Genomic DNA, 25,049 nt, shown 5'->3' with positions numbered 1-25,049 from the left:
ATCACTCCTGAATTAATTGCAGTCAATAGAGTATGGCACTGGCTACTTCAGGGAGGGGCGTCCATAACATCACTACACTGCGGGCAGCCCGGAAGAATGTATTGAAGGGTTAATTGACCGCTGCTATGAAAACCCTGACTGCCGGAACATGCCTTTCGACGTGCTGTTACGCAAGGTGCTTAAGAGCATTGATGTGATAGTCAGCATTGATATTCACGGTGACATACGTCGCATGAGTGATGTTTATTTTAAACCACTTCATCTCAATGACATGAAGGGTGTATTCAGGAAATAGTTTCAATAAATAACTTATCGAATTACGCAACCCTCGTTTAATATGAAGGTAACCAAAATGAAAAAATTAATACCCTCTGTATTATTACTCTGCATTATGGCGTCATATTCGACCTCCGTCATGGCCGCTGGCGCCTGTGAAGTGGTGTTATGCATGTACGGTAAAGCCACCGGGAACGGCGGCGGCAATGAATGCCATTCGGCCGAACGTGCATTCTTTAATATCGTCAAAAAGAACAAGCACGGTTTTCTGCCAGACCATACTGCCAATGCCAGAAAATCATTTTTACTTGAGTGTGACTCGGCAGACCCGGCAATTATCAGCCAGATAATCAGTAAATTTGGCCGCGTGCGTAGTTAATTAGCTGAGGGTATCTTTATGACCAAACCGGGTTTTATTCAGCATCCCTGGACACGTCAGCGCGGAGATTCCATGAGCGCAGCCTGTGTTATTGAGCACATTGAAAATGAGGCGATGCGTGGATGCGGCCTTTATTATGAAATTTATCACCACCGGGTTATCTGCCGGTTATTGCAGTTACTGCAAACGCTGAACGGCACCGACAGAATAACGCTGACAGAAGAAGCTAACCGGCGAGGATTTACGCTGGATGAAACCAGCATTAAAGAAAGTTGTCAGTGTTATTCCGACATCGTCAGGGAAATCCGTGAGAGCCAATATTAATCCCTGCCTTAACTTTATTCACAGGTCCTCTATAGCGCCAAAATATTTTAGCCGAGCCCGGCTTAAGGCGTGGCGGTTTTCTGGTTTTTACGGCCCAGCACATTTTTCGCGAATTAAGGAGCGAAGAAATGGGGCCGTAAAAATGAGGCAGCGGACAGAATTATTTTCGCGGGTTAAGGAGCGAAAATAGTTCAGGCGCCGCGCCTCACCGGCAAACAGCCGCGCCCACGCGGATTTTGCCGGCCGGGGGGAGCCGAATAAATTTCGCCGCCTGACCCTAACCCTCTTTTTCGGTCAACCCATCTATAATTAGCGATTCAACCTTAAGCAAGGAACAACCGATGAATCAACAACGCAGGGCACAGGTCGAGGACTATCTGGTGGAAACCCTGGTGCCGCAGGATGAGGCGTTATTGGCGGCGCTGGCGGCGAACCAAGCGGCGGGTTGTCGCGCCGAACTAGGGCTAGCTGATGCAGCTGTTTGCCAGAATGGTTAGGGCACAACGTATTACGGAGATCGGCACGCTGGGCGGCTAATGCACTATCTGGCTGGCACCTGCGTTGCCAGAGGGTGGCAAAGTGATCACTCTGGAATATGAAGAACATCACGCGGAAATTTCAGCCAAGAACATTCGGCATGCCGGGCTGGAAAGCAAGGTGACTATCCGCGTCGGCTCGGCGCTGGATACTCTGCCCACCTTGAACGGATCTGCGCCGTTCGATATGATCTTAATTGATGCCGACAAGCGTAACAACCCGGCGGGCTATCACCTATTCCCGTCCATGTACGTTAATCATTGGCGATAAGGTGATCCATAATGATCGCGTGGCCGACAGTGACACCAGCGACTGGGACTTACAGGGCGTATGTTACTTCTTATCGATGATGGGCAGCGATCCACGCCTTGACGCCACCGCCCTACAGACTGTGTGCGTCAAAGGCTGAGATGGCTTCTCGCTGGCGCTGGTCAAATAACTCAGTGAGGCCGAGCCGGGTAAGCCCGACCTTAATCATCTTATTCAGGGTTCCGGTGCAATAGAGGGCAGTGAGACACATATTCCGCACAGCGCTGAGATCACCAGCGGCGTGATTAAGGCATCCGAATAGCGCAGCGGGTTTTCCAGATCGAATACGATCACCACAAAAAGCAGGCAGGGAGAGAGCGTGGGGCTTGAGAATACCAACCAGGTTTTCAGATATAGCGTTCGCAGTGAAAATGAGGGTGTGTGTGCAGAACATCCATCCCTGATTAGATGAGTGACTAAATAGATAACGCCAAGCAATAAATTAAAAATAGCCAACTGCTAACCATCATGTGGAAAATAACAGTCAGGCTGCATCATTTAGCTCTCCAGATGGAGTACAGATACACCGCGCTCAAAATCACCGCGCCTGATATCGCACCACACTTTGCAATATGATCAGTGTAAACCACAGAGGAATCATACTGGTAACACCAAACCCCATGCCCAAACCACTTCCCATTGCACCGACAAAATCTTCCAGGTTGAAATCCATCTTAACCTCTCTTACTTATTCCACTAATAAACCCGTTGTTTATTATCAACGTGATAATCTTACCCCCTTAAAAATAGAAAAACATTAGCGAAGCAAATAAAAAGCCCCGACAAACTTTATTTTCCGTGGCGGATTGCAAAACTCATCGGGGCCAATCATCAGCGTTACATTTATAACGCGGCGTTTAATGCGGGAAAGCGTTTGAGTGATTTCGCGAACAGCTCAGACATCTGCTGTTCCAACGCTAATTCGCTACCCTCGCCTGCCTGCACCGCCGCAAAAACCTGATGCTTAAGGAAGTGACGCCAAACCACCGGGCGCTGCGCGAGGAATGTGGTCAGCAGTTGGTAGCGTTGCGGCGTCCACAGCGTTTCAAACTCACGGCGGGCGCTACCCACGTCAAAGTGCTCCCCGTTACTTTCCGGCATCTGGCTGCGTAAACCCGCAGTGCCAACTTCATCAATCTCGCCCTGCTGTAGCATCACGCCGTACTGCTCTCGCGCTGCCCGTTCGCTGAGGAAACCGCACTGCACATCCTGTAATACCGCCTGCGCGCTGCGATTTTTCGCCAGGCCGTAGCCGCCAGCGCCGGGGCCTTTAATGGCGACTACATCCCCCGGTCCGCAATGGATCACGTCGGTATTGCCGTGCTCGGTGACGCGTCCGTCGGCGTGTTCAGTGCGGAACCACGAGGTGCTGCCCGCTCTGCCGCCCGCCGCGCCCGCCGAGGAGAACACCGAGCGATTGCGATTGCGGGCGGTAATTGTGGTATTCGGCACGAACACCTCAAACGCCATCTCCGTTGCCAGCCCGCCGCGATACTCCCCTGCCCCGGCGCTGTCGGGCGCCAGCCCGTAGCGGTGGAAACGCACCGGCACTTCCGTTTCATTAATCTCAATCGGCGTATTCTTCAGAAATGCCGACAGGCCGCCGGAGCCATCGGGGCCATCGTGCTTCGGCGTGCCGCCCGCACCGCCGCCAACCGGACCGAGCGAGGCAACCACGCTGCGATTCTGCCCGTCGACAGTGCGGATATTGATGATGGAATTGCCGCCCGGCGAGTTAGCCGGCAGGCGCTCCGGCATTGCCAGAGAAAACGCGCCGACGGTGGCGATCTGCGACATCGCGCAGGTCAGCGAACGCATTCCCACCGCCGCCGGAGCTTCGCAGTTCATAATGGTGCCCGGCGGCAATATTGCCCGCATCGGGCGCAGCGTTCCGGCATTCAGCAGCAGTGAACAGTCAAGGGTGGAGAGCACATAGGTGACGCCGACCAGCGCCAGCGGATGGCGTTCGCGCCCGCCGGTTGGCATATTCAGCGACGACATTAGTTGCGGATCGCTGCCAGTGTAATCCAGTTCCAGCACCTCACCTTTGACGCGCAGCGTGACGGCGATGCGGCACGGATAGCCGCCCTCGCCGTCTTCATCGGCATAGTCGGCGTAGAAATAGTCGCCGTCGGGAATGGTGCTGATAATGCTGCGCGCCTGCTGCTCGGCGTAGTCGAGAATGCCTTCAATGCCACTGAGGAAGTCGTCGACACCGAAGCGGGCGATGATCTCCTGCACCTTACGCTCGCCGATATTTACCGAAGCGATTTGTGCGTTGAAGTCGCCCCAGTTCTGCTCAGGCGCTCGCACGTTGAGGCGCATAATGCGCGCCACCTCTTCGTTCAGCACCCCGCCGCTGATGATTTTCAGCGGCGGAATGCGGATACCCTCCTGCACGATTTCGGTCAGCGAGCGCGACAGCGAGGCCGGAACCGCGCCGCCAACGTCGGTGTTATGGATATGCCCGACCACAAAGCACACCACCTCACCATGATGGAACACGGGTTTCCAGATATGGATATCCGGCGAGTGAGTGGCCACATTACCGGCGTAGGAGTCGTTGGTGATGCAGATATCCCCTTCCTGATAGCCGTCGATCAGTTCCAGCACCGGACCGTAGTCGATGCCGCTGTACCACGGCGCGCCGAAGCTGCGCGGTGAGGCGAACGCCATTCCGCTTCGACTGACAATCTGGCAGGAGAAATCCTCCGTCTCTTTAACGAAGGTGGAGTGCGCGGTGCGCATCAGGGTAAACGCCATCGCATCGGCGGCGGCCGCGCAGTAGTTGGCGAGAATTTGCAGGTTACGACCATCAATTGCCATGATGCGCTCCGGTTTGCGGGGTAATAATCAGATTGCCGAAGCGGTCGACATCGACCTGCATTTGCGGCGGAACACAGGTGGTGCAGTCATCCTGAGCGATAATCACCGGGCCGCTCAACTGGTGCCCGGCCAGCAGCGCGCCACGCGATACCACACCAACCTGCCACCACTGACCGTCAATCCACGCGTCCACTTCACTCAGTACCGTCACCGGCCCGCTGGCCTGCGCCAGGGTGATGAGGCGCGGTTTCGGCGTTGGCGAAGAGAGCACCAACCGCAGGTTAATCAATTGCACTGCCGCGAGCTCGTCATGGTGACCGAAAAGGCGGGTGTGATGGGCATCAAACGCGGCGCGCACGGCAGCGAGATCTCCCGCCAGCAGCCACGATTCCTGCAGCGCCACATCGATTTCAAACGATTGGCCGCGATAGCGCATATCGGCGGAGAAACTCAGTTGATACGGCAAATCGGCACCGTATTCACGCGCCAACCAGCCTTTGGCTTCGGTGCACAAATCCTGCGAGTTGTCCTTCAGGTCTTCAGCCACCGCCGCCGTCAGGTCGCAGTACACCGTGCGGATAAAGTCATTTTTCACATCCGCCACCAGCCCGCCCAGCGCTGACAGCACGCCTGGCGTAGGCGGCACCACCACGCCTTTTAGTTTCAGCTCACGGGCCAGGAAGCAGCCCATCATCGGGCCGGCACCGCCAAAGGCGAGGAAGTAGAACTCACGCGGGTCGAGGCCGAAGCGCGATATCAATCCGCTGGTGTCGCTGTACATGCTGGAGATCGCCAGTGCGATGATGTTTTCAGCCGTTTCTTCAACACTGATACCGAGCGGTGCGGCCAGTTTTTCTACCGCCGCACGCGCCCCGGCCACATCAACCTGCACCGCGTTATAGCCCAGATCGCCGTGCCCGATCAGCCCGCAGGCGGCAAAGGCATCGGTGGCGGTGGCTTCTGTGCCACCGCGCCGGAAGCAAACCGGGCCAGGCAGTGAACCGGCGCTGTCCGGCCCGACCTGCAGGACGCCAAGGCTGTCGAGCCAGGCGATTGATCCGCCGCCCTGACCGACCGAGGTGACCGACACCGATGGGATGTAGATCGGGAAATCACCGATAATTTCCCCGCTGCCGTACTCCGGGCGGCCGTCGATGATGACCGCCACGTCGGCGCTGGTGCCGCCTATATCAAAGCTCAGCAGGCGATCAAAACCGCAGCTTTCGGCAATGTAGCTGGCGCCCATCACTCCGGAAGCGGTGCCGGACAGCACCATCTGCACGCACTCGGCTTTGGCCTGTGCCAGCCCCATTACTCCGCCGTTGGATTTGGTAATGCGCGGCAGCACCGGCACGCCCATCTCTTTCAGCGCGCGCTCGAACGAGTCTAGATAATGGATCACTTTCGGCTGCACGTAAGCGTTGATCACCGCAGTAATAGTGCGTTCGTATTCGCGAATAATCGGCCAAATCTCGGCCGAGCAGGAGGTCAGCAGGTCGGGGGCGATTTCAGCGACGATCTCGCGCACCTGCGCTTCGTTGCCGCCATTGCGATAGCTGTGCAGCAGCGAGACTACAATGCCCTGGCAGCCGGCGGCCCGTGCGGCATCCACCGCCTCGATCACGCTCTGACGGTCAACCGGCAGCAGTACGTTACCGTCACGGTCGCTGCGTTCTTTGATGGCGAACACGCGGTCGCGGGTGATCAGCGGTGCCGGGCGGCGCGAGAACAAATCGTGGATATGCGGGATTTTCAGGCGCGCCAGTTCCAGCACGTCGCAGAAGCCCTCGGTGGCAAACAGCGCCAGCTTAACGCCCTTGCGCTGGATGACCGCATTCACACCGACGGTGGTGCCGTGGGTGAAGTAGTGAATATCGGCAGGGTTGATGCCGTCGCGCTGCTGGAATGCCGCCAGCCCGGTGGTGATTTCATTGCCGGGGCTGTCGGTCCGCGATAATACTTTCAGGGTGCGGATGCTGTTATCGCGCTGGTCGAGCAGCGCAAAGTCAGTAAACGAGCCGCCGATATCGACGCCAACGCGGTAGGTCATGGAGTACGGTCCTCTGGTGGGGTGGGAATAAATTCCATCAATCGTTGTGGCTGTGCCACTGGCTTCCAGCCCGCGCGGCGATAGACGTCGTGCGCGTCGTCGGTCGCCAGCATCCAGCGTTTTATGGTTTTCAGTTCAGGGTGATGGACAATCGAGGCAGCAAACCAGCGCCCTAAGCCTTTGCCACGGTGCGCTGCGTCAATCATCACGTCGCTAAGATAGGCAAAGCGGCTGTAGTCGGTGATCAGGCGGCCAAATCCCACCGGCTGCCGCTGGTAATAGATGCCGAAGGTCATCGATGCGGCGAGGGAGCGTTCGGTCATATCCAGCGTCTGCCCCTGCGCCCAGTAGCTGTGTTCGGAGATCTGCCCGTGAACCCAGGCAATATCAATTTTTTGCGGGTCGCTGCTTAACAGATAATCATCGCGCTGCCATTCAGCAACGGCAGGCACAAACGGCTTTAGCATAGGGAGCCCTGACTGTTTTCTGATGTTAAAAACAGTGTAAGGCCAATAACCATGAGAGTTTTTTGGTTGATAAGGGTAAGGACAGCGTTTTGTGGGGAATTGCGGGCGGGCGGGGAAATATTCTGCCGGTGCGATGTTGCATCACGGGCGGACCGAAAAAGAGGTCCGCCCCTACGTCTTCCGGGTATGCATAACCTGACAGTCCAGGTGCGGTCATACAACAACCGGCCTGACCAGGTAAAAATTAAAACTCAACCTGCGTATGACGAGCGATCAGCGAGCGTAGCGGGACGCTGCTTTTCATAATCGGTGATTTAATCACGATATAACTGAAGTACTTATCGATGCCCACTTTGGCGTCCAGCAGCCCTTCAATCACTTCCTGGTAATGCTCAATACTGCGGGTGATAAAACGCAGCAGATAGTCGTAGCCGCCGGTGATCAGGTGGCACTCCATCAGCTCGTCCACTTCACGGATCGCATTCTCGAACTTGAGGAAATCTTCGCGTCGGTGTCCGGATAGCGTCACTTCGGTAAACACCGTCACCGAATCGGTGATTTTGGTCAGATTAATGTGCGCTTCGTAACCAGTAATAAAACCCGCAGTTTCCAGGCGCTTTACGCGTTGCAGGCAGGGGCTGGGCGAAAGCCCGACTGTATCGGCAAGATTGACATTGCTGATACGACCATCTTTCTGTAGCTGTACCAGAATGTTGATGTCGATACGGTCCAGTTTCATTAAGCCGTTCATAAAACCCCTCATTGGTTCACATCACCCAAATGGTATAGCACGCTTAATCACTGATACGCCAGTGATTTAACATCGCGTGCTATCCGAGCGTAATTATCAATAAATGCAATAATATCAATGAGGAAGAATTATCAGCCCAGGCGCCCCGTGGCGCGTGCAAGTGCGATATCAAAGATATGCAGCGCTTCTTCCAGTTGCGAATCGCTGGTCACCAGCGGTGCGAGAAAGCGCACGGTATTACGGTGCAGACCGCATTTGATCAGCAGCAGCCCTTCCTGACAGGCACTGTCGAGGATCTTCTGCGTCAGCGCCGCGTCAGGATGTTTGGTTTCGAAGTCGATAATCTCTACCGCCTGCATAAAGCCGATGCCGCGCACTTCGCCGATGCAAGCATATTTATCCGCCAGCTGCTGCAAGCGTACATTCATCTGCTCGCCGAGCTGGTTGGAGCGCTCCAGCAGATTGTCATGCTCCAGCAGGTCCAGCACCGCCAGCGACGCCGCGCAGGCCAGCGCATTACCGCCGTAGGTGCCGCCGAGACCGCCAGGTGTTGGCGCATCCATAATCGCCGCTTTACCGACCACGCCGGAGATCGGCAGGCCGCCGCCGAGGCTTTTCGCCACGGTCACCAGGTCCGGCACAATCCCGGTATGCTGGAAGCCAAACATCTTGCCGGTACGACCAAAGCCGGTCTGCACTTCATCGCAGATCAGTAGAATGCCATGACGCGTGGTGATCTCACGCAGCGCCTGCATAAACGCCGGGGAAGCTGGCAGGAAGCCGCCGTCGCCTTGCACCGGTTCGATAATAATCGCCGCCACGCGCTCCGGCAGGATCTGCACCGCAAATAGCGTATCCAGCGCTTTTAAGCAGTCCGCTTCTGAAATATCGTGGAACGCATTCGGGAACGGCACGCGGTAAATATCGCCGGGGAACGGGCCGAAATTCTGCTTATACGGCTGACTCATACCAGTTAAGGTTACGCCTAATAAGGTACGGCCATGGAACGCCCCATCAAACGCAATAATGCCGGGGCGATTGGTGTGCGCACGGGCAATTTTTACCGCGTTTTCTACCGCTTCCGCACCGCTGGTGAAGAACACGCTTTTGAACTCTTCACCAGCACCGACCAGCTTATTCAGGCGCTTGGCCAGTTCGATATAGCCCGGATAGGCTGCCACCTGGAAGCAGGCATGGGACACTAACTGCAACTGCTCGGTCACGGCATTGATCACCGCCGGATGGCTGTGGCCGACATTTAATACGCCGATGCCTCCAACGAAATCTAAATAACGATTGCCTTCCACGTCCCACACTTCAGAACCTTTGCCTTTGGCAATCACAATCGGGTGTGCGGTGACGACGCCACGCGGCACGTTCTCGGCACGGGCGTCCAGTAACAGGGCGTTATCAGAAAATGTCTGCTGCTCAGCCAGTAAATTATGCATTGTATGCCTCATTGACGTGAAGATGATGAATTGCCCCAACGGGCATCTGCAAAGTATCGCAATAAGCCGGACCATTAAGCTGCCGTTCCGGGAGCGGCAGCGGCATTAACTTTCGTAATTCGGGCTAATCTTTCGGTTAAATTTCAGACCCGAGCGTTTCCTGCACCAGCGCGCAATACCAGCGGATGCCGAACGGGATCAGCGCATCGTTAAAATCATATTCGGAGTGGTGCAGCGGGCGGCTGTTGGCGCTGCCGAGCCACAGATAGGCACCGGGTTTTGCATGCAACATAAACGAAAAGTCTTCCGAGGTCAGCGCCGGTTTGCGCGCCTCGCCGTGTGCCAGCCCGGCACGCGCCGCAGCACGTAATGCGGTTGCCGCCTGTTCAGCGCTGTTAATGGTTGCCGGGTAGTAACGGTCGTACTGAACGCGTGCCGTCAGGCCATGCGCGGCGGTGACGTGCTGCGCCAGCTCGCGCATACGCTGCTCGATTCGGTCCTGCACCGCGCTGTCAAAGCTGCGTACCGTGCCGCTTAATGTCGCCTGCGATGGGATCATGTTGTGCGAAAAGCCGCCGTTGATGCGCGTCACCGTCAGCACCGCCGGGTCGCACGGGTCGATGTCGCGGCTGACAATGGTGTGCAGCGCCACCACCAGTTCGCTGGTTGCCAGCAGCGTGTCCGGCGTCAGCTGCGGCTGTGCGGCATGACCGCCCCCGCCCTCAACGGTGATCGAGAATGCATCCCCCGCGCCCATAATCGGCCCCGGGCGCGTCTCAACCACGCCGAGCGGCAGCTGCGGCCAGTTGTGGATGGCGTAAACCTCATCGCAGGGAAAGCGTTCGAACAGACCGTCATCGATCATCGCCTGCGCGCCAGCCAGCCCCTCTTCCGCTGGTTGGAAGATAAAATTCACCGTACCGTCGAACTGCGCATCGGCGACAAGCGCCTGCGCAGCGCCGAGCAGCATCACCGTGTGGCCATCATGACCGCAGGCGTGGCAGACGTTCGTCTGCTGGCTTTTCCACGGCTGCGTGCCATTATCCGCCATCGGCAGCGCATCCATATCGGCACGCAGGCCGATAGCACGTGGGCGGGTGCCGCGCTTCAGCACGCCGACCACGCCGGTTTTGCCGATGCCCTGATGTACTTCCAGCCCCAGCCGGGTAAGAAACTCCGCCACCAGCCCGCTGGTGCGGTGCTCCTGATAGCCCAGCTCCGGGTGCTGGTGAAGATCGCGCCGCAGCGCGACTAATGCTGCAATATCCATATCAATATCCTTTATCGCGGTCGACCACGCCGACCATGCTTTCACCGCGCTCATAGCGGCGAATATTCTCCAGCAGCGCTTTGACCGCGCTCTCCGGCTGGGTCTGGCTGGCAATATGCGGCGTCAGCCAGATGGCAGGATGCTGCCAGAAGGCATGCCCGGCGTGCAGCGGTTCCGGCGCGGTGACATCAACCACCGCCGCGCTCAGTTGCTGGCTGTCGAGTGCCCTGATTAAATCGTCGTGATTGAGTTGCGCCCCACGCCCGACCTGCACCACCGCCGCGCCGGGTGGCAACTGGCTGAAGAGTTCGGCATTGAGCATCCCTTCGGTGCTGGCGGTGAGCGGTAGCAGGCAAATCAGGATATCGCTGCGCGCGAGGAATTCGTTAAGGCGATCGTTACCGGCAAAGCACTGCACGCCGGGCAGATCGCGCGGGGTGCGGCTCCAGCCGGCACAGTCAAACCCGAGCGCCACCAGCGGTTTCAGCACCGCTTCCCCCAGCGTGCCGAGGCCCATCACGCCGACGCGTCGTTTTCCTGCAGTGTGTACCGGATGCGTCTGCCAGAGCCCCGCGCGCTGCTGCTGCAGGTAGCGCGGCATATCGCGATGCAGGCCGAGCACGGCAAAGGTCACATACTCCACCATGCCGCTAGTCAGCCCCGGCTCGATCATCCGCACCACCGGCAACTCCGGTGGCAGGCTGGCGTAATTGAACTGGTCGGCTCCCGCACCGACCGAAAACAGCACTTTCAGGTTGGGAAACTGCTGCATGATATTGTCCGGCGGCACCCATGCCACCAGATACTCGACCTCTTCCGGATTGCCGATCTCCGGCCACAGGCGGAAGCTGGCCGCCGGGGCCATCTGCGCCACCAGCGCGGCCCACTTCTGCCCGCGCTCGGGTTCTGATTTATAGACAATATTCATCACGCCATCGCCTGGCTCATCAGCCCGAATGCCTGCATACCGCTGCTTTCCGGCTGCCACGGCTGCCCTTTCACCATGGTGGTCGGGGCATCCACTTCCACCAGCCCCAGCTCATTCAGCCACGGGCCAAGCCCGGCGGAACGGTCGGTATCAATACGCACAAACTGCTCGCTCAGGCCGCTCAACAGTTCGCTGACCAGCAGTCTGGCGTTGGCGAGGTTGCGCGCCACGACCGGCCCGATGGCATAGCCGTGGCCAAAGCGGCGCAGGATGGCGAACCCGGCGGCGGTGTCGTTCTCTTCCAGCACCACAAAACGTTCGGCGCTGTCGAGCAGATGGGTGATTAACAGCGGGCGGTGCTGGCCGTGCGCCTGGCAGTCGAGCGCGGTCAGCACCGCAGCATCCTGCACGCCCGCGCTGCGAATGCTCTGCTGCGGCCCGCAGGGAATGGCGGGTACCGCCGCCAGCTTGCGACACTGGTGCTGCTCCACATGGCCGGTGGCGACAAAGCCGAGTTTTTCATACAACGGCTGTCCGGCAGCGGTGGCGTGAAGGCGCACATTGCTGCCTTCGAGTTTTGCCAGTGCCGCCTGCATCAGCTGTTTGCCAATGCCGCGCCCCTGCTGAGCGTCATCGACAATCACCAGGCCGAGGGTGGCGTACTCCTTGCCCCAGCGCCAGAACAGGATCGTGCCGACCAGCGCACCGTTCTCTTCCGCCACCAGCCCGTCGCCCAGCAGCAGCGCCTGCTGCCAGTCGGCGCGACGGTGCGGCCATTTGAGCCGCTGCGTGAGCGCGAAAGCCGCATCGAGATGGGTTTCATTCATTGCTTTGAGTTCAAGAGTCATCACTGTTCCTTACATCATGCCCGGCGCATCAAGGCCGGAACCGTCAATCAGGCGTTCATAGCGGAACGGCTTCGCATCGACAATCGGGGTATCGTGGGTGGCGAGATCGGCTGTGAGGCGCCCGGCACCGGGGCCGATGCCAAAACCGTGTGCGCTGTAACCCGCCGAGATAATCAACCCCGGCAGCTTGCCGACGGTGGAGATCACCGGCACCGCGTCCGGCGTGCTGTCGATCATTCCGCCCCACGCCTGCTCAAGGCGCACGCCCGCCATCGACGGGAACTCGTTGCGCATCGCGGCCAGCCCCTCCTCCACCATCGCCATATCCGGGCGCGGGTCGAGGATGCGCACTTTTTCAAACGGCGACACGCCATCCATCTGCCAGCGCGCCAGCGATTCCGGGCCGCTGATAAACGGACTGATACCGAGGTTAATCGTCAGATTTTTGCGCCGCGCTTTAAAAGTGGGATAGAACTGACGGGCGTAGCGCAGCCCCTGCGCACCCGGCTCCAGGCGACCACGACCGGAGACGGAAACGGTGTAGCTGCCGTCAAGCTGCGGGCGGCAGGCAAAGCCCGGCGTATACAGCGGTAGCGCAATTTTCTGTTCGATGGGTGCGGTGCGGAACGCGGTGCCGATCACGTTACCCAGCGGCAGATCGATGCCGTGACGGCGGCAGAACATGGAAGTCCACGCCCCACCCGCGCAGATCACGCTGCTTGTTTTGATCAGGCCGCGCTCGGTCACTACGCCGCTGACTTTGCCGTTGGTGATATCCAGACCGCGCACCGCGCACTGCTGGAATACCAGCCCGCCGAGGCGCTGTGCGGCAATCGCCAGGCCCGGTGCCGCCAGTGACGGCTCCGCGTGACCGTCCGTAGGTGAAGAGACGCCGCCCAGCCAGCTGCTGGAGCTGCCCGGCGTCATCTCCTTCGCGCGTTCGGCAGTCAGGATTTCGCTGTGGAAGTCATAGCCTTTCGCCATGGTGTTCCACGCCTCCCAGGCGTTGATGTCGGCCTGATTTTTGGTGGCATACACCAGACCGCTGCGGCGGAAGCCCAGCTCTTCGCCGGTCTCCTCGCCCAGTTCGGCCCAGCGTTGCAGGGCATATTTGATCAGCGGCAGTTCGCGCTCGTCACGGTTCTGCTGACGGCACCAGCCCCAATTGCGGCTCGACTGTTCGCCGCCGACCAGGCCTTTTTCAATCAGCACCACGCTGACCCCTTTTTTTGCCAGTTCATAGGCCGCAGCCGCCCCGGCAATTCCGGCACCAATCACCACCACATCCGCTGCCGGTGGAAAATGTGGGCTGTCCTGTACGTATCGAATCGGTGCTGGCATGTTGTTCCTTACCTGAAAATTTTTGTCTGTATTGCGGGCGGACCGAAAAAGAAGGTCCCCCCCTACATATGACTCATCGTCGTGGTCAACCCGCGAAAATGTATCTGCTTACAACGCGATATCGCTTTCCTGGTGCTCGTCGAGCCAGCCCTGGCGCAGCTCCGGCACGGCGCGTTTCAGCCGCTCGTAGTACAGCTCGGTCGATGGCTTGTCGTAATCGGCGCGCGCCACCTGAGTCACCATACGGCCATTTTTCACCACGATAATTTCGTCACACACCGAGCGCACCGCGTGCAGGTCGTGGCTGATAAACAGCACCGACAGGCCCAGCTCGCGGCGCAGTTCGGTGATCAGATCCAGCACTGCGGCGGCCACCACGGTATCCAGCGCCGAGGTCACTTCATCACAGAGGATCAGGTCCGGCTCGGCGGCCAGCGCACGTGCCAGGTTGACGCGCTGCTTCTGCCCGCCGGACAGTGACCACGGCTTGCGCCACAGCACATTACGCGGCAGGCGAACGAGGTCGAGCAGCTGCAACATACGCTGTTCGAGCGCCGCGCCGCGCAGGCCGTGGAACAGCTTCAACGGGCGTTTGAGAATGGTTTCGATGGTGTGCGCCGGATTCAGCGCGGTGTCCGCCATCTGGAACACGTACTGAATGCGGCGCAGCTCGTTTTCCGGGCGCTGATGCATATCCCCGGCAATGTAGTGACCGTTAAACAGAATATGGCCGCCGCTCGGCTTGTTCATCCCGGCTATCGCGTGCGCCAGCGTGGTTTTGCCGGAGCCGGACTCGCCGATAATGCCAATTGCCTGGCCGCGATACAGCTTGAAGTTAATCTCTTCGAGGATCTTAATCTTCGGCTGCCCTGCACTGTCGAGGGGGCCGTAACCGGCACAGAGATCGCGCACCTGCAGCAGCGGCTGCACTCTCTCATCCTGCTCCTGCCATGGGCTGGGGCGGGCTTTCTGCTTCGCCGCTTCCAGCAGCAGATGGCTGTACTCCGCCACCGGAGCGCGCAGCAGTTGCTCGGTGGTGCCGTATTCAGCGATGTTGCCCTTCAGCAGCACCAGGATCTTATCCGCCATCTGCGCTACCACCGCCAGATCGTGGCTGACGTAGATAGCGGTGGTGCCGCGCTGGCGCACCACGCGGCGGAACGCCTTGAGCACTTCTACCTGCGTGGTCACATCGAGCGCGGTGGTGGGTTCATCAAGAATCACCACTTCCGGGTCGCTAATCAGCGCCATCGCGGTCATCAGGCGCTGCAGCTGCCCACCGGAGACCTGGTGCGGATAGCGGTCGCCGATGGTTTCGGGGTTGGGCAGCGCCAGCTCGCGGAACAGCTCAATCGCTTTGGTTTCGGCGTCGGCGCGGCTCATCACCCCATGGATCACCACCGGTTCGACCACCTGGTCCATGATCTTCATCGCCGGATTAAACGAGGCGGCGGCACTCTGGGCGATATAGGCCACTTTGTTGCCGCGGAACTGACACAGCTGCGACGGCGTTAACGAAGTGACGTCGGTCCCAGCAACGTGTACCGTGCCCCCGGCAATCTTACAGCCGTGGCGCGCATAGCCCATTAACACCAGCGCAATTGTGGTTTTCCCGGAGCCGGACTCGCCGATCAGCGCCAGCACTTCGCCCTTTTGCACGGTAAAACGAATATCGGAAACCAGGCTGATTTCATGCCCGTCGTCGGCGCTGGCGGTGACGCGCAGATTCTCGACCGACACCATCGGTGTGGATGCGTGTGACGTAATATTCATGCAACCCCCTTGGCGACCACGGTTAATGAACGCATGGACTGTAAGCTGTCGATAAACAGGTTGGCGCCGATAGTCAGGCTGGCAATCGCCACCGCTGGCATCAATACCGCCGGGGAGCCGTCAAACAGCCCCTGCAGGTTTTCGCGCACCAGCGTGCCCCAGTCAGCATAAGGCGGCTGTACGCCAAGGCCGAGGAAGCTCAGGCCGCTAAGCAGCAGCACGATGTAGACAAAACGCAGGCCGAAGTCGGTGAGCATCGGGTGCAGCATATTCGGCAGAATGTCGTGGATAGCCACATACAGGCGGCTCTCACCGCGCAGACGCGAGGCCTGAACATAGTCCATCGAGCGCAGGTTCGACGCCATGGCATAGGCGATGCGATAAGCGCCCGGCCAGTAGGTAAACACCGCGGTAATAATCAGCATCGGCAGCGAAGACCCAAACACCGCGACGATCATCAGCGCCAGGATTTTGCCCGGCAGTACCAGCATCGCATCGTTGATACGCCCGAGGATCGCCTCCAGCCAGCGCCCGGCGACCGCCGCCAGCAGCGCCAGCAGCGTACCCACCAGGCTGGCCAGCAGCGCAGCAGTCAGCGCCAGGCCGATGGAGTAGCGCGCGCCGAACAGAATGCGGCTGAAGATATCGCGCCCGAGGTAATCGGTGCCGAACCAGAACTCGCGGCTGAAGTCACCGAACAACGGACCGCCGCCGATATCTTCAAGATTGTGCGGTGCCAGCGCAGTGCCGAATACCGCCATAAAAATCCAGAACACGGTGATCAGTAGGCCGATACGGCCGCTGACGGAGAGAGATTGAAAGAAGCGCCACGGCAGCGTGAGTGTGTTCATCAGCCCCTCCACTTAGGATTGAACGCAATAGTCAGAACATCAGCAATCAGCAGCAGCACCAGGTAGCAGACGGCGAAGAACATCACGCACAGCTGCACTACCGGCAGGTCGCGGTTGCTCACCGCATCGACCATCTGGCTGGCCAGCCCGGGATAGCTGAAGATACTTTCGATAATAATTACCCCGCCAAACAGGTAGGAGAGGCTGAGGGAGATGGCGTTGGCAATCGGCCCGACCGCGTTAGGCAGCGCATGGCGCAGCATGGCACGCAGCGGGGAGACGCCTTTCAACAACGTCATTTCCAGGTAAGGGCTGTCCATCTGGTTGACGATAGCGGCACGCGTCATGCGCGCCATCTGCGCCACCACCACACAGCACAGGGTCATCACCGGCAGCGCGAAGGTGCGCAGGAAGCCGAGGAAGTCCTGATGCGTGGAGCCGAGCGACATCGCCGGCACCCAGTGCAGCTTGACGGCGAAGATGATCACCGCCACGGTCGCCACCAGAAACTCCGGCACCGCCACCACCGCCATGGTGCTGACCACCAGCGCCCGATCCAGCAGCGAGCCGCGCTTCATCGCGGCAGTAATGCCGATAATCAGCGCGACCGGCACGGAGACCAGCGTGGTAGTCGCTGCCAGCTGGAAAGTCGCAGGAATACGCTGTGCCACCAGCTGCGTAACCGGCAGGTTACTGGCCAACGAGGTACCGAAATCGCCCTGAAACATTCCGGCCAGCCAGCTGAAATAACGCATGATCAGCGGCTGGTCCAGCCCGAGCTGCTGGCGCAGGGCCGCCACCGTTTCCGGGGTCGCCGACTGGCCAAGGATCATCTGCGCCGCATCGCCCGGCAGCATGCTGGTGATAAGAAACACCAGCGCCGAGACAATAAGCAGCGTAAGTAAACCCGACCCTATGCGCCGGAGTATCAGTGTGAGAATGTATCGGTTCATCGCCGTTCTCCTGCTCAATATTTAGGGATTAAGCCGACAGCCATGCGAACTCATGGAAGCGGTAACCCATCATCATGCCCGACGGCCAGGCCTCCACCCCTTTCACCTTGTTGCTACAGCCATCCATGGTACTGATAAAGGCCGGGATCAATGTGCCGCAGTTGTCATACACCAGCTGCTGCATGTCGCCATACATCTGCTTGCGTTTCACCTGGTCGCTCTCGCCACGGGCGGCGGTGACCAACTGGTCGAACTGGGTATTTTTCCAGCCGGATTCGTTCCACGGCGCGGAGGACTGATAGAACTGGGAGAACAGCATATCCAGCGTCGGGCGCGGGTTTACCGAGCCGTAACCGACCGGATCTTTCATCCAGTGAGCTGACCAGTAGCCGTCGTACGGCACACGGCGTACTGAGACGTTAAGCCCGGCGCTGCGCGCTATCTGCTGTAACAGCTGACCGCCTTCAACTGCCCCTTCGATATTCGGGGTGGTGATCACTTCCACTTTCGCGCCGACCATGTTGGCTTTTTTCAGGTGGAATTTGGCCTTGTCGAGATCCAGCGGACGCTGCGGGATATCTTTGTTGAACATCGGGTGCCATGGCGGAACCGGAGTGTCGTTACCGACGGTGCCGAAGCCCTGCAGCACGGTTTTGACAATTATTTCACGCGGCTGCAGATACTTCATCGCAAGCACGAAATCGGGGTTGCTGCCGGGTGCCTGGTCGGTACGGATGATCAGGTCGCTGTACATGCCGGACTTGCTCTCCATGATGGTGAACTGGCCGTTCTGCTTCAGGCGTTTCACATCATTGGCGGAGAGCGTGGAGACGATATGCAGGTCGCCGGACATCAGGGCGTTAACGCGGGCCGCCGGGTCGGTGACGCCCATCAGCTCCACTTCGTCGAGGTGCGGCAGGCCCGGCTTCCAGTAGTTTTTGTTCTTCGCGCCGGAGGTACGCACGCCCGGCTGGAACTCTTTCAACACGAACGGCCCGGTGCCGATGCCTTTACTGAAGTCTTTGGTGCCGTCCTGCACAATCAGGAAAGAGCTGGTGGAGAGGATCGACGGCAGGTCAACGTTGGCCTGTTCCAGCACGATGGAAACCTCCTTCGGGCTGACCGCTTTAATCTCTTTCATCTGGCTGGCGAGGGTGATCACCGTCGAGGCCACCGCCGGGTCTTTATGGCGGCTGAGCGAGTAAACCACATCGGCTGCGGTCAGGGCTTTACCGTCGTGGAAGGTGACGCCCGGGCGCAGTTTGATATTCCAGTTGATGCCGTCAGTGCTGTCAAAAGATTCCGCCAGCGCCGGCTGCGCCTTAAGGTTTTTATCCAGCTCGGTCAGGCCGCTGTAGAACATAAACTGGCGGCAGTAGTCGCCGCTGTTGCTGCCTTTGGCCGGGTCGAGGGTATCGCTGGCCGAGGCATTCGCCACCGCCGCGCGCAGTTTGCCGCCCATCACCGGGGTTTCCGCTGCGAAGCTGAACTCCGGGAAACCGATAAGGCCGGTACTCATCACCGCGCCTGCGGACAGCAGCTTCATCATGCCACGTCGTGAAATCGCGACATCCGTAATCACCTGGGTCAAATTCGGGTTAACACTGCTAAATTCTTTGCGAAATTTACTCATCTGCACACCCTCAAAAAAATTAATAAAACTTTGGTTCCCCTAAATAATTCGAGTCGCAGGAAGGCGGCGACACAGCGAATCCCCGGGAGCTTACGCCAGTAAGTGACTGGGGTGAGTGAGGAAAGCCAACGCATCTGCGGTTCGAAGTATGGCGGGGATCATGAAAAACGATCCTTCGCTTTGTAGTACAGTCCAGCAACAGGCAGGAACCACGGTTTGCCAAAGTAGCCGGGAACCGCAGGCCAGGCGCTGCGCTGCCAGGGGTTGTTATTGGCTTTTTCTGCTACCAGGTCCGCCATGACCCGGCCCATCCACACCGACATCTGCGTACCGTGACCGCTGTAGCCGAGGGAGTAGAACACCCCTTCGTGCTCACCCGCGTGCGGCAGGCGGTCGGCGGTCATATCCACCAGTCCGCCCCAGCAGTAATCAATCGGTACGTCACCCAACGCCGGGAACATCTTCTGCATCCCGGCTTTCAGCACATCACCGCTTTTCGCGTCTGAGGTCGGGCTGCTGATGGCGAAACGCGCACGGCCACCAAACACCAGACGCCGATCGGCAGTGGTACGGATGTAATTGCCCAGATTGAGCGAGGTGACGTAGGTACGGTCACCCGGTAGGATCTGCTGCAGTAACGATTCGGACAGCGGCGCGGTCACGGTGACAAAACTGCCAACCGGAATAATGCGGCGCTGGAACCAGTCAAACGGGCCGATATTGGAGCAGCCGGTCGCCATCAGCACTTTCTCGGCGACAATATCGCCCTGGGCGGTGCTGACGCGGTGACGGTAGCCGTTGAGGCGCGTCAGCCCGGTCACGGCGCGCTGCGGATAGATGGCGGCACCAGCACGGGCAGCCGCTTCTGCCAGCCCAACGCCGAATTTGCCCATATGCATCTGCCCGCCGTGGCGCTGCAGCAGCCCGCCGTGGAATGACGGCGAATCGATTTCACGCTTCACATCCTGGCTACTGAGAATTTCAACATCCGGATCAACATGGCGCTTCATCATCTCGCACGCCGCCACCAGCGACGGCATATGTGACGCCTTACTGGCCAGTTTCAGCTTGCCGCAGCGGCGGAAGTCACAGTCGATCTGCTCGTCAGCCACCACGCTCTGCACGTAGTCGACCGCATCGGCAAACGCCCGGTAATAGCGGGTCGCCTGCTCAACGCCCTGGCTCTCCACCAGCGCCGAGAAGTTCTGCGCCACGCCGGTATTACAGTGGCCGCCGTTGCGGCCAGATGCCTGGCTCATCACCTCGCCCGCTTCCAGCACCACCACGTTCACTCCGCTGCGCGCCAGAGTCAGCGCCGCCGAGATGCCGGTAAAGCCACCGCCAATCACCACCAAATCGGCGGTCGCAGGCAGATCGCCCGTTTTTGCACCGGTGAATACGGGTGCTGTTGCCTGCCAGAATGATTCCAGTTTCATCGCCCTGCTCCTCTGAGGCCTACAGCCCTACCACGCCCGGAAGTCCGCCAATATCTTTAATCTCGGTGTACTCATATGCCGGGTTACCCGGACCGTGACCGCGATTAACAAACACTTTGTTTTTGATGCCGAGGTCATAAGCGGTCATCAGGTCGTAACGCAGGCTGCTGGAGACGTGCAGGATCTCGTCCGGCCCGCAGTTCAGCTTGTTGAGCATGTATTCGAACCCCTTCATCTGCGGCTTATAGGCGCCAACTTCTTCGGCGGTAATGGTCATATGGATGGGGGCGCCAAGACGTGGCACGTGGTTTTTGATCAGCTCATCGGTGGAGTTGGTCAGCAGCACCAGCGGGAACTCTTTGGCGACAATCGCCAGGCCAGCCGGAACGTCCGGGTGCGGTCCCCAGGTCGCGCAGGCGGTCATCACCGCAGCACAGTCCTGATCGGTACACTCGACGCCCCATTTATTACAGGTCCGGTACAGCGCGTTGGCCACCACCAGCGGATAAAGTTTGAATGCCCCCAGCACTTCGTCCATACGGTAGGAAGAGAAATCAGTGGTGAAGGCCTCCATACGTTCCGGGCTGACGCGATCGGCGAAGATGGCGGCAGCAGCACCGGCCATATCGAAGTTGATCAGCGTGCCGTAACAGTCGAAAGTGATGAATTTCGGTTTAAACACAGCCATTACGCTACCTCTTCAGAGTTCGGTTTAAGGATGAAAAACAGTGACTAGAAGTCGATCAGTACGCTTTTATAACGCTGGCAGGCTTCAAACGCCTGGCGGCCCAGATCTTTACCGATGCCGGAGCCGTGGAAGCCGCCGGTCGGGATAATAAAGTCGCCGGAGCGGCCATAACGGTTGATCCACACGGTGCCGGCGGCAATGCCGCGCATCGCCCGCAGCGCACGGTCAATATTTTTGGTGTGTACTCCGGCGCACAGGCCGTAGGTCGGGTGGGAAGCCAGCGCCAGCCCTTCGGCTTCCTCATCAAAGATTTGTACGGTCAGCACCGGGCCGAAGATCTCCTCCTGCACAGCCGGGTTGTCGTTAGCCACGCCCGCCAGCAGCGTCGGCTGCCAGAAGAACCCTTCGCCGGTATCGGCAAAGCGCTGCCCGCCTACCAGCACTTCCGCTCCCTGCTGGCGGGCGCTGTTGACCACCGAGGCCACCTTCGCGGCCTGGCGCCGATCAATCATCGGCGCATAGCGGCTGCTCTCGTCCCAGGTCACACCGGCCCGGAAACCCTGGCACAGCTCAATCAGTTTGCCGATCAGCGCATCGTGCACGCCGCGCTGTACAATCAGACGCGTCCCGGCGACGCAGGCCTGGCCGCCGTTGGCGGTAAAACCACGCAGGATACGCCCGGCCACCTCAGTGATATCGCCGCAGTCGTCGAACACCAGCTGCGGACTTTTGCCACCCAGCTCCAGCGTCACCGGCTTCATACCGTTAAACGCCGCGTCGCTCATGATGCGTGCGCCGGTGGCCGTTGATCCGGTAAAGGAGACTTTGCGCACCAGCGGATGCGCCACCAGCGCGCTGCCGGTCACCGCGCCGCCGCCCTGAATAATGTTCAGCACTCCGGCAGGCAGGCCCGCCTGCACGGCCAGTTCGGCCATGCGCACGGTAGAGAACGGCGTCAGCTCTGAAGGCTTCAGCACCACGGCATTTCCTGCTGCCAGCGCCGGGCCACATTTCCACGAGGCCATCGACAGCGGGAAGTTCCACGGCGTAATCGCCCCGATCACCCCGTAAGGTTCCGGTACCAGCATGCCGAGACTGACATCGCGGGTCGGCAGCACGTCGCCGCTGTATTTGTCGGCGCACTCGGCATAGAAGCGAATGGCTTCGGCAGTAAACGGGATCTCGTGATTGACCACGTCATAGATAGGGCGCGTTGAGCCAAGCGACTCCAGCTGTGCCAGCGGCGGATCGACCTCAATCATGTCCGCCCAGCGCTTCAGTACCGCGCCGCGCTGACGCGGCGGGCAGCTGGCCCAGCCGCTGTCACGGGCGGCAGCATCCGCCACGCTCACCGCCTCATCCACCAGCGCCGCATCCGCCTGATACAGTTCACCCGCCAGCAGGCCATCGGAAGGACGCTTAACCGCCAGCTGCTCACCCTGCCCGCGAATATGCTTACCATTAATGAAATGTCCTGCGGGCAGTGCGATTTTATCCGGGTCAAAACTAAGCATGGAGTTTTCCTTATTTAGCCTGCTAACTAATGCTTTCTGGTACTGAGCAATATTGCATTTGTATTAAGTAATGCAGAAAGCATGCCAGCCCTGTGAAAAATAATAATGCGTAATAACGGGGTGAAAAAAATTTTGTGCCGTAATGAAGGTGTTTTTTTTCCTGTTAAGCCGATTATTTAAATAGATGATTTTCATCATAAAACGAATGCACCACCGTCGTGAATTCGATACTAACCTTGCACCGATTAAGCGCAGGAGTTTTGTGAGAATTTGGTTAACCATCGGAATTGATTAAAAAAAGGCCCGCACCTTTTCAGGGTGTGGGCCTCAATAATGGCTTAATTTTATTTTTTATTTACAGACTGCCAAAATGAAATGCTTTTGATTCGAGATATTCTTCAATGCCGTAACGCGAGCCTTCACGCCCCACTCCGGAGAGCTTAATTCCGCCAAACGGCGCCACTTCTAAAGAAACAGAACCGGTATTAAAACCGACCATGCCAAATTCCAGTGACTCACCCACGCGCCATGCGCGTCGAATATCTTCGGTGAAGAAATAAGCCCCCAAACCGTAAGGGGTATCATTCGCCATATTTATCGCTTCATCTTCGGTATCGAAAATAAACAGCGGCGCTACCGGGCCAAAAGTCTCTTCATGAGCAATGCGCATCGCACTGGTGACGTAACCGAGCACCGTCGGCGCCACGAAGGTGCCGTTGCCGTTACTGATACCGCCGGTTAACAGTTCGGCACCGTGGCTGAGCGCATCTTCAATATGATTGTTCACTTTGCTGACTGCCGCTGCGTTAATCAGTGGTCCGATGGTGCTGCCGTCGGCAAAACCATCGCCCACTTTCAGCTTCGCCACTTCTTCCAGCAGGCGGGCAGCAAAGCGTGGGTAGATAGTGCGCTGCACCAGAATGCGGTTAGCGCAGACGCAAGTTTGCCCGGCGTTGCGAAATTTACTCATCATCACGCCGCTGATGGCAATGTCGAGATCGGCATCGTCAAAGACGATCAGAGGTGCGTTGCCCCCCAGCTCCAGGCTCAGGCGTTTAATACTGTCGGCGCTCTGCTGCATCAGCATCTGGCCTATGCGCGTGGAACCGGTAAAGGAAATTTTGCGCACCGTGCGGCTGCTGGTCAGGGTTTCACCAATCTCTTTCGGCAAACCGGTGACAATCTGCAGTACGCCAGACGGGATACCGGCACGCTGCGCCAGCTCAATCAGCGCCAGCGCCGACAGCGGGGTCAGCTCCGACGGTTTGACGATGATCGGGCAGCCCGCGGCCAAAGCCGGGGCCACTTTGCGGGTGATCATCGCAATCGGGAAATTCCACGGGGTAATTGCGGCAGCCACACCTACAGGCTGCTTCAGTACCAAGATACGGCGGTCATCGCTCGGTGCCGGAATGGTGTCGCCATAAATGCGGCGCGCTTCTTCCGCAAACCACTTCACAAAGCCCGCACCGTACAGCACTTCGCCCTTCGCTTCCGCCAGCGGCTTGCCCTGCTCGGCGGTCATGATGGCGGCGAGGTCGTCAGTGTTGTCGAGGATCAGCTGATGCCATTTTTCCAGCAGCAGCGCACGCTGCGCGTTCGGGGTTTTCGCCCAGCTTTTCCGTGCGGCATCGGCAAAGGCAATCGCCTGCTCGGTTTCTTTCGCGCCTAGCGCCGGAATGGTACAAAGCACTTCGCCCGTTGATGGGTTGGTGACCGGTAGCATTTCGCCGTTAAGCGCGCCCTGCCAGTGACCGTTAAAAAAAGCCTGCTGGCGCAGCAGTGTAGCATCCTGTAAACGTTGTGCGAGCATAGCGTCTCCTTAATAAGTTCATTTCACTTTAACGGAGGCGAGGCAATCAATGCTGCGTTATCAGGTAGAAAGAGAAGCTCGGAAAGAGGTTTTGCGCGGCGAAACGAAATTTTATGCTGTGGAATTCAAAGTGGCCGTAACCGGTAGGGGTTGACCTTCTTTTTCGGTCAACCGCGGTGTTTAAGGGCCGATCGAAAAAGAGGATCGCCCCCTACCGTTCTACGATTTGCCTGTTAAATCTGGAAATAGATCACCGTTTCTTCTTCGTTCAGCGACTGCGCCTGGCGCTTGATCTCTTCCAGTGATAGGTTCGCGTTACACGGTTCGAGGAACTGCCAGACAAAATTGCACTGACAGAAAAAACTAACCTACGTGGATTTACACTGGATGAAACCAGCATTAAAGAAAGTCGTCAGTGTTATTCCGACATCATCAGGGAAATCCGCGAGAGCCACTATTAATCCCTGCCTTAGTTTTATTCGCAGGTCCCCTATAGCGCCAAAACATTTCAGCCGAATCAGGCTTAAGGCGTGGCGGTTTTCAGGTTTTTACGGCCCAGCACATTTTTCGCAAATTAAGGAGTGAAGAAATGCGGGCCGTAAAAATGAGGCAGCGGACAGAATTATTTTCGCGG

General features: G+C 58.4%; 21 protein-coding genes and 3 pseudogenes. 4 read left to right on the top strand and 20 right to left on the bottom strand.

Features of this window, described 5'->3' with window-relative positions:
• Nucleotides 1–79: 79 nt before the first annotated feature.
• From AC3Y5R_RS19045 to AC3Y5R_RS19030, 4 genes and pseudogenes are all read left to right on the top strand, one after another.
• A pseudogene (locus AC3Y5R_RS19045) lies at nucleotides 80–295 on the top strand (P-type DNA transfer ATPase VirB11); the annotation flags it as partial.
• A 57-nt stretch (nucleotides 296–352) separates the two neighbouring features.
• Nucleotides 353–655, top strand: coding sequence for a TrbM/KikA/MpfK family conjugal transfer protein (locus AC3Y5R_RS19040; RefSeq protein WP_489922625.1), 303 nt, complete (start codon nucleotides 353–355; stop codon nucleotides 653–655).
• An 18-nt stretch (nucleotides 656–673) separates the two neighbouring features.
• Entirely contained in the window at nucleotides 674–979 is a 306-nt protein-coding gene (locus AC3Y5R_RS19035; protein WP_489922624.1) for a hypothetical protein, read from the top strand.
• Nucleotides 980–1,320: 341 nt separating this feature from the next.
• Nucleotides 1,321–1,925 (top strand): annotated as a pseudogene (locus tag AC3Y5R_RS19030) (O-methyltransferase).
• A 74-nt stretch (nucleotides 1,926–1,999) separates the two neighbouring features.
• Here AC3Y5R_RS19030 and AC3Y5R_RS19025 read toward each other — a convergent pair.
• The 20 genes and pseudogenes from AC3Y5R_RS19025 to cbl form a co-directional block, all read right to left on the bottom strand.
• Nucleotides 2,000–2,164, bottom strand: a complete 165-nt coding sequence (locus AC3Y5R_RS19025) for a hypothetical protein (protein ID WP_489922623.1) — start codon at nucleotides 2,162–2,164, stop codon at nucleotides 2,000–2,002.
• A gap of 199 nt (nucleotides 2,165–2,363) precedes the next feature.
• Nucleotides 2,364–2,498 carry a hypothetical protein gene (locus AC3Y5R_RS19020; RefSeq protein WP_489922622.1) on the bottom strand — a complete coding sequence of 45 codons (135 nt, stop codon included), beginning with the start codon at nucleotides 2,496–2,498 and terminating at the stop codon, nucleotides 2,364–2,366.
• Between the two features lie 170 nt (nucleotides 2,499–2,668).
• Entirely contained in the window at nucleotides 2,669–4,651 is a 1,983-nt protein-coding gene (locus tag AC3Y5R_RS19015) for a hydantoinase B/oxoprolinase family protein (RefSeq protein ID WP_489922621.1), read from the bottom strand.
• Nucleotides 4,641–6,701 (bottom strand): hydantoinase/oxoprolinase family protein, encoded by a 2,061-nt coding sequence (locus AC3Y5R_RS19010; protein WP_489922620.1) that lies wholly within the window; start codon nucleotides 6,699–6,701, stop codon nucleotides 4,641–4,643. The genes AC3Y5R_RS19015 and AC3Y5R_RS19010 overlap by 11 nt, the downstream gene beginning before the upstream one ends.
• Nucleotides 6,698–7,168, bottom strand: a complete 471-nt coding sequence (locus AC3Y5R_RS19005) for a GNAT family N-acetyltransferase (RefSeq protein WP_489922619.1) — start codon at nucleotides 7,166–7,168, stop codon at nucleotides 6,698–6,700. The genes AC3Y5R_RS19010 and AC3Y5R_RS19005 overlap by 4 nt, the downstream gene beginning before the upstream one ends.
• A 244-nt stretch (nucleotides 7,169–7,412) precedes the next feature.
• Entirely contained in the window at nucleotides 7,413–7,919 is a 507-nt protein-coding gene (locus AC3Y5R_RS19000) for an Lrp/AsnC family transcriptional regulator (protein ID WP_013202841.1), read from the bottom strand.
• A 131-nt stretch (nucleotides 7,920–8,050) separates the two neighbouring features.
• Entirely contained in the window at nucleotides 8,051–9,367 is a 1,317-nt protein-coding gene (gene gabT, locus AC3Y5R_RS18995; RefSeq protein WP_489922618.1) for a 4-aminobutyrate--2-oxoglutarate transaminase, read from the bottom strand.
• A gap of 136 nt (nucleotides 9,368–9,503) precedes the next feature.
• Complete coding sequence (locus AC3Y5R_RS18990; RefSeq protein WP_489922627.1) at nucleotides 9,504–10,631, bottom strand: M20 aminoacylase family protein; 1,128 nt, start codon at nucleotides 10,629–10,631, stop codon at nucleotides 9,504–9,506.
• Nucleotides 10,632–10,638: 7 nt separating this feature from the next.
• Nucleotides 10,639–11,565 (bottom strand): 2-hydroxyacid dehydrogenase, encoded by a 927-nt coding sequence (locus AC3Y5R_RS18985; protein ID WP_489922617.1) that lies wholly within the window; start codon nucleotides 11,563–11,565, stop codon nucleotides 10,639–10,641.
• On the bottom strand, nucleotides 11,565–12,413 hold the full coding sequence (locus AC3Y5R_RS18980; RefSeq protein WP_489922616.1) for a GNAT family N-acetyltransferase: 849 nt from the start codon (nucleotides 12,411–12,413) through the stop codon (nucleotides 11,565–11,567). Before AC3Y5R_RS18980 ends, AC3Y5R_RS18985 begins: the two co-directional genes overlap by 1 nt.
• A 9-nt stretch (nucleotides 12,414–12,422) precedes the next feature.
• Nucleotides 12,423–13,754, bottom strand: coding sequence for an NAD(P)/FAD-dependent oxidoreductase (locus tag AC3Y5R_RS18975; protein ID WP_489922615.1), 1,332 nt, complete (start codon nucleotides 13,752–13,754; stop codon nucleotides 12,423–12,425).
• Between the two features lie 108 nt (nucleotides 13,755–13,862).
• The gene (locus AC3Y5R_RS18970) at nucleotides 13,863–15,527 is read right to left on the bottom strand and encodes an ABC transporter ATP-binding protein (protein WP_489922614.1); all 1,665 of its coding nucleotides are present in this window, start codon (nucleotides 15,525–15,527) and stop codon (nucleotides 13,863–13,865) included.
• Entirely contained in the window at nucleotides 15,524–16,378 is an 855-nt protein-coding gene (locus tag AC3Y5R_RS18965) for an ABC transporter permease (protein ID WP_489922613.1), read from the bottom strand. Before AC3Y5R_RS18965 ends, AC3Y5R_RS18970 begins: the two co-directional genes overlap by 4 nt.
• On the bottom strand, nucleotides 16,378–17,331 hold the full coding sequence (locus AC3Y5R_RS18960; RefSeq protein WP_489922612.1) for an ABC transporter permease: 954 nt from the start codon (nucleotides 17,329–17,331) through the stop codon (nucleotides 16,378–16,380). The genes AC3Y5R_RS18965 and AC3Y5R_RS18960 overlap by 1 nt, the downstream gene beginning before the upstream one ends.
• Nucleotides 17,332–17,359: 28 nt before the next feature.
• Nucleotides 17,360–18,964 carry an ABC transporter substrate-binding protein gene (locus AC3Y5R_RS18955; protein WP_489922611.1) on the bottom strand — a complete coding sequence of 535 codons (1,605 nt, stop codon included), beginning with the start codon at nucleotides 18,962–18,964 and terminating at the stop codon, nucleotides 17,360–17,362.
• A gap of 158 nt (nucleotides 18,965–19,122) precedes the next feature.
• A complete protein-coding gene (locus AC3Y5R_RS18950; protein ID WP_489922610.1) occupies nucleotides 19,123–20,400 on the bottom strand; it encodes an NAD(P)/FAD-dependent oxidoreductase in 1,278 nt (425 codons plus the stop codon).
• 19 nt (nucleotides 20,401–20,419) lie between these two features.
• Entirely contained in the window at nucleotides 20,420–21,088 is a 669-nt protein-coding gene (locus tag AC3Y5R_RS18945; protein WP_106382129.1) for a haloacid dehalogenase type II, read from the bottom strand.
• 44 nt (nucleotides 21,089–21,132) lie between these two features.
• A complete protein-coding gene (locus AC3Y5R_RS18940) occupies nucleotides 21,133–22,602 on the bottom strand; it encodes an aldehyde dehydrogenase family protein (RefSeq protein ID WP_489922609.1) in 1,470 nt (489 codons plus the stop codon).
• A gap of 355 nt (nucleotides 22,603–22,957) precedes the next feature.
• Nucleotides 22,958–24,415, bottom strand: coding sequence for an NAD-dependent succinate-semialdehyde dehydrogenase (locus AC3Y5R_RS18935; protein ID WP_489922608.1), 1,458 nt, complete (start codon nucleotides 24,413–24,415; stop codon nucleotides 22,958–22,960).
• A 233-nt stretch (nucleotides 24,416–24,648) separates the two neighbouring features.
• Nucleotides 24,649–24,768 (bottom strand): annotated as a pseudogene (gene cbl / locus AC3Y5R_RS18930) (HTH-type transcriptional regulator Cbl); the annotation flags it as partial.
• Between the last annotated feature and the right edge of the window lie 281 nt (nucleotides 24,769–25,049).

It is taken from the genome of Erwinia sp. 009765445, assembly GCF_058137865.1.
This window is presented reverse-complemented; position numbering and strand designations above follow the sequence as displayed.

Bases quoted from the DNA above. Each gene is read 5' to 3' on its own strand.
- AC3Y5R_RS19020 (WP_489922622.1), bottom strand. From the start codon at position 2,498: ATGGATTTCAACCTGGAAGATTTTGTCGGTGCAATGGGAAGTGGTTTG.
- AC3Y5R_RS19005 (WP_489922619.1), bottom strand. From the start codon at position 7,168: ATGCTAAAGCCGTTTGTGCCTGCCGTTGCTGAATGGCAGCGCGATGAT.
- AC3Y5R_RS18965 (WP_489922613.1), bottom strand. From the start codon at position 16,378: ATGAACACACTCACGCTGCCGTGGCGCTTCTTTCAATCTCTCTCCGTC.
- AC3Y5R_RS19040 (WP_489922625.1), top strand. From the start codon at position 353: ATGAAAAAATTAATACCCTCTGTATTATTACTCTGCATTATGGCGTCA.
- AC3Y5R_RS18985 (WP_489922617.1), bottom strand. From the start codon at position 11,565: ATGAATATTGTCTATAAATCAGAACCCGAGCGCGGGCAGAAGTGGGCC.
- AC3Y5R_RS18960 (WP_489922612.1), bottom strand. From the start codon at position 17,331: ATGAACCGATACATTCTCACACTGATACTCCGGCGCATAGGGTCGGGT.
- AC3Y5R_RS18955 (WP_489922611.1), bottom strand. From the start codon at position 18,964: ATGAGTAAATTTCGCAAAGAATTTAGCAGTGTTAACCCGAATTTGACC.
- AC3Y5R_RS18970 (WP_489922614.1), bottom strand. From the start codon at position 15,527: ATGAATATTACGTCACACGCATCCACACCGATGGTGTCGGTCGAGAAT.
- AC3Y5R_RS18935 (WP_489922608.1), bottom strand. From the start codon at position 24,415: ATGCTCGCACAACGTTTACAGGATGCTACACTGCTGCGCCAGCAGGCT.
- AC3Y5R_RS18945 (WP_106382129.1), bottom strand. From the start codon at position 21,088: ATGGCTGTGTTTAAACCGAAATTCATCACTTTCGACTGTTACGGCACG.
- AC3Y5R_RS19015 (WP_489922621.1), bottom strand. From the start codon at position 4,651: ATGGCAATTGATGGTCGTAACCTGCAAATTCTCGCCAACTACTGCGCG.
- AC3Y5R_RS19035 (WP_489922624.1), top strand. From the start codon at position 674: ATGACCAAACCGGGTTTTATTCAGCATCCCTGGACACGTCAGCGCGGA.
- AC3Y5R_RS18975 (WP_489922615.1), bottom strand. From the start codon at position 13,754: ATGCCAGCACCGATTCGATACGTACAGGACAGCCCACATTTTCCACCG.
- AC3Y5R_RS18940 (WP_489922609.1), bottom strand. From the start codon at position 22,602: ATGCTTAGTTTTGACCCGGATAAAATCGCACTGCCCGCAGGACATTTC.
- AC3Y5R_RS19010 (WP_489922620.1), bottom strand. From the start codon at position 6,701: ATGACCTACCGCGTTGGCGTCGATATCGGCGGCTCGTTTACTGACTTT.
- AC3Y5R_RS18980 (WP_489922616.1), bottom strand. From the start codon at position 12,413: ATGACTCTTGAACTCAAAGCAATGAATGAAACCCATCTCGATGCGGCT.
- gabT (WP_489922618.1), bottom strand. From the start codon at position 9,367: ATGCATAATTTACTGGCTGAGCAGCAGACATTTTCTGATAACGCCCTG.
- AC3Y5R_RS19000 (WP_013202841.1), bottom strand. From the start codon at position 7,919: ATGAACGGCTTAATGAAACTGGACCGTATCGACATCAACATTCTGGTA.
- AC3Y5R_RS18950 (WP_489922610.1), bottom strand. From the start codon at position 20,400: ATGAAACTGGAATCATTCTGGCAGGCAACAGCACCCGTATTCACCGGT.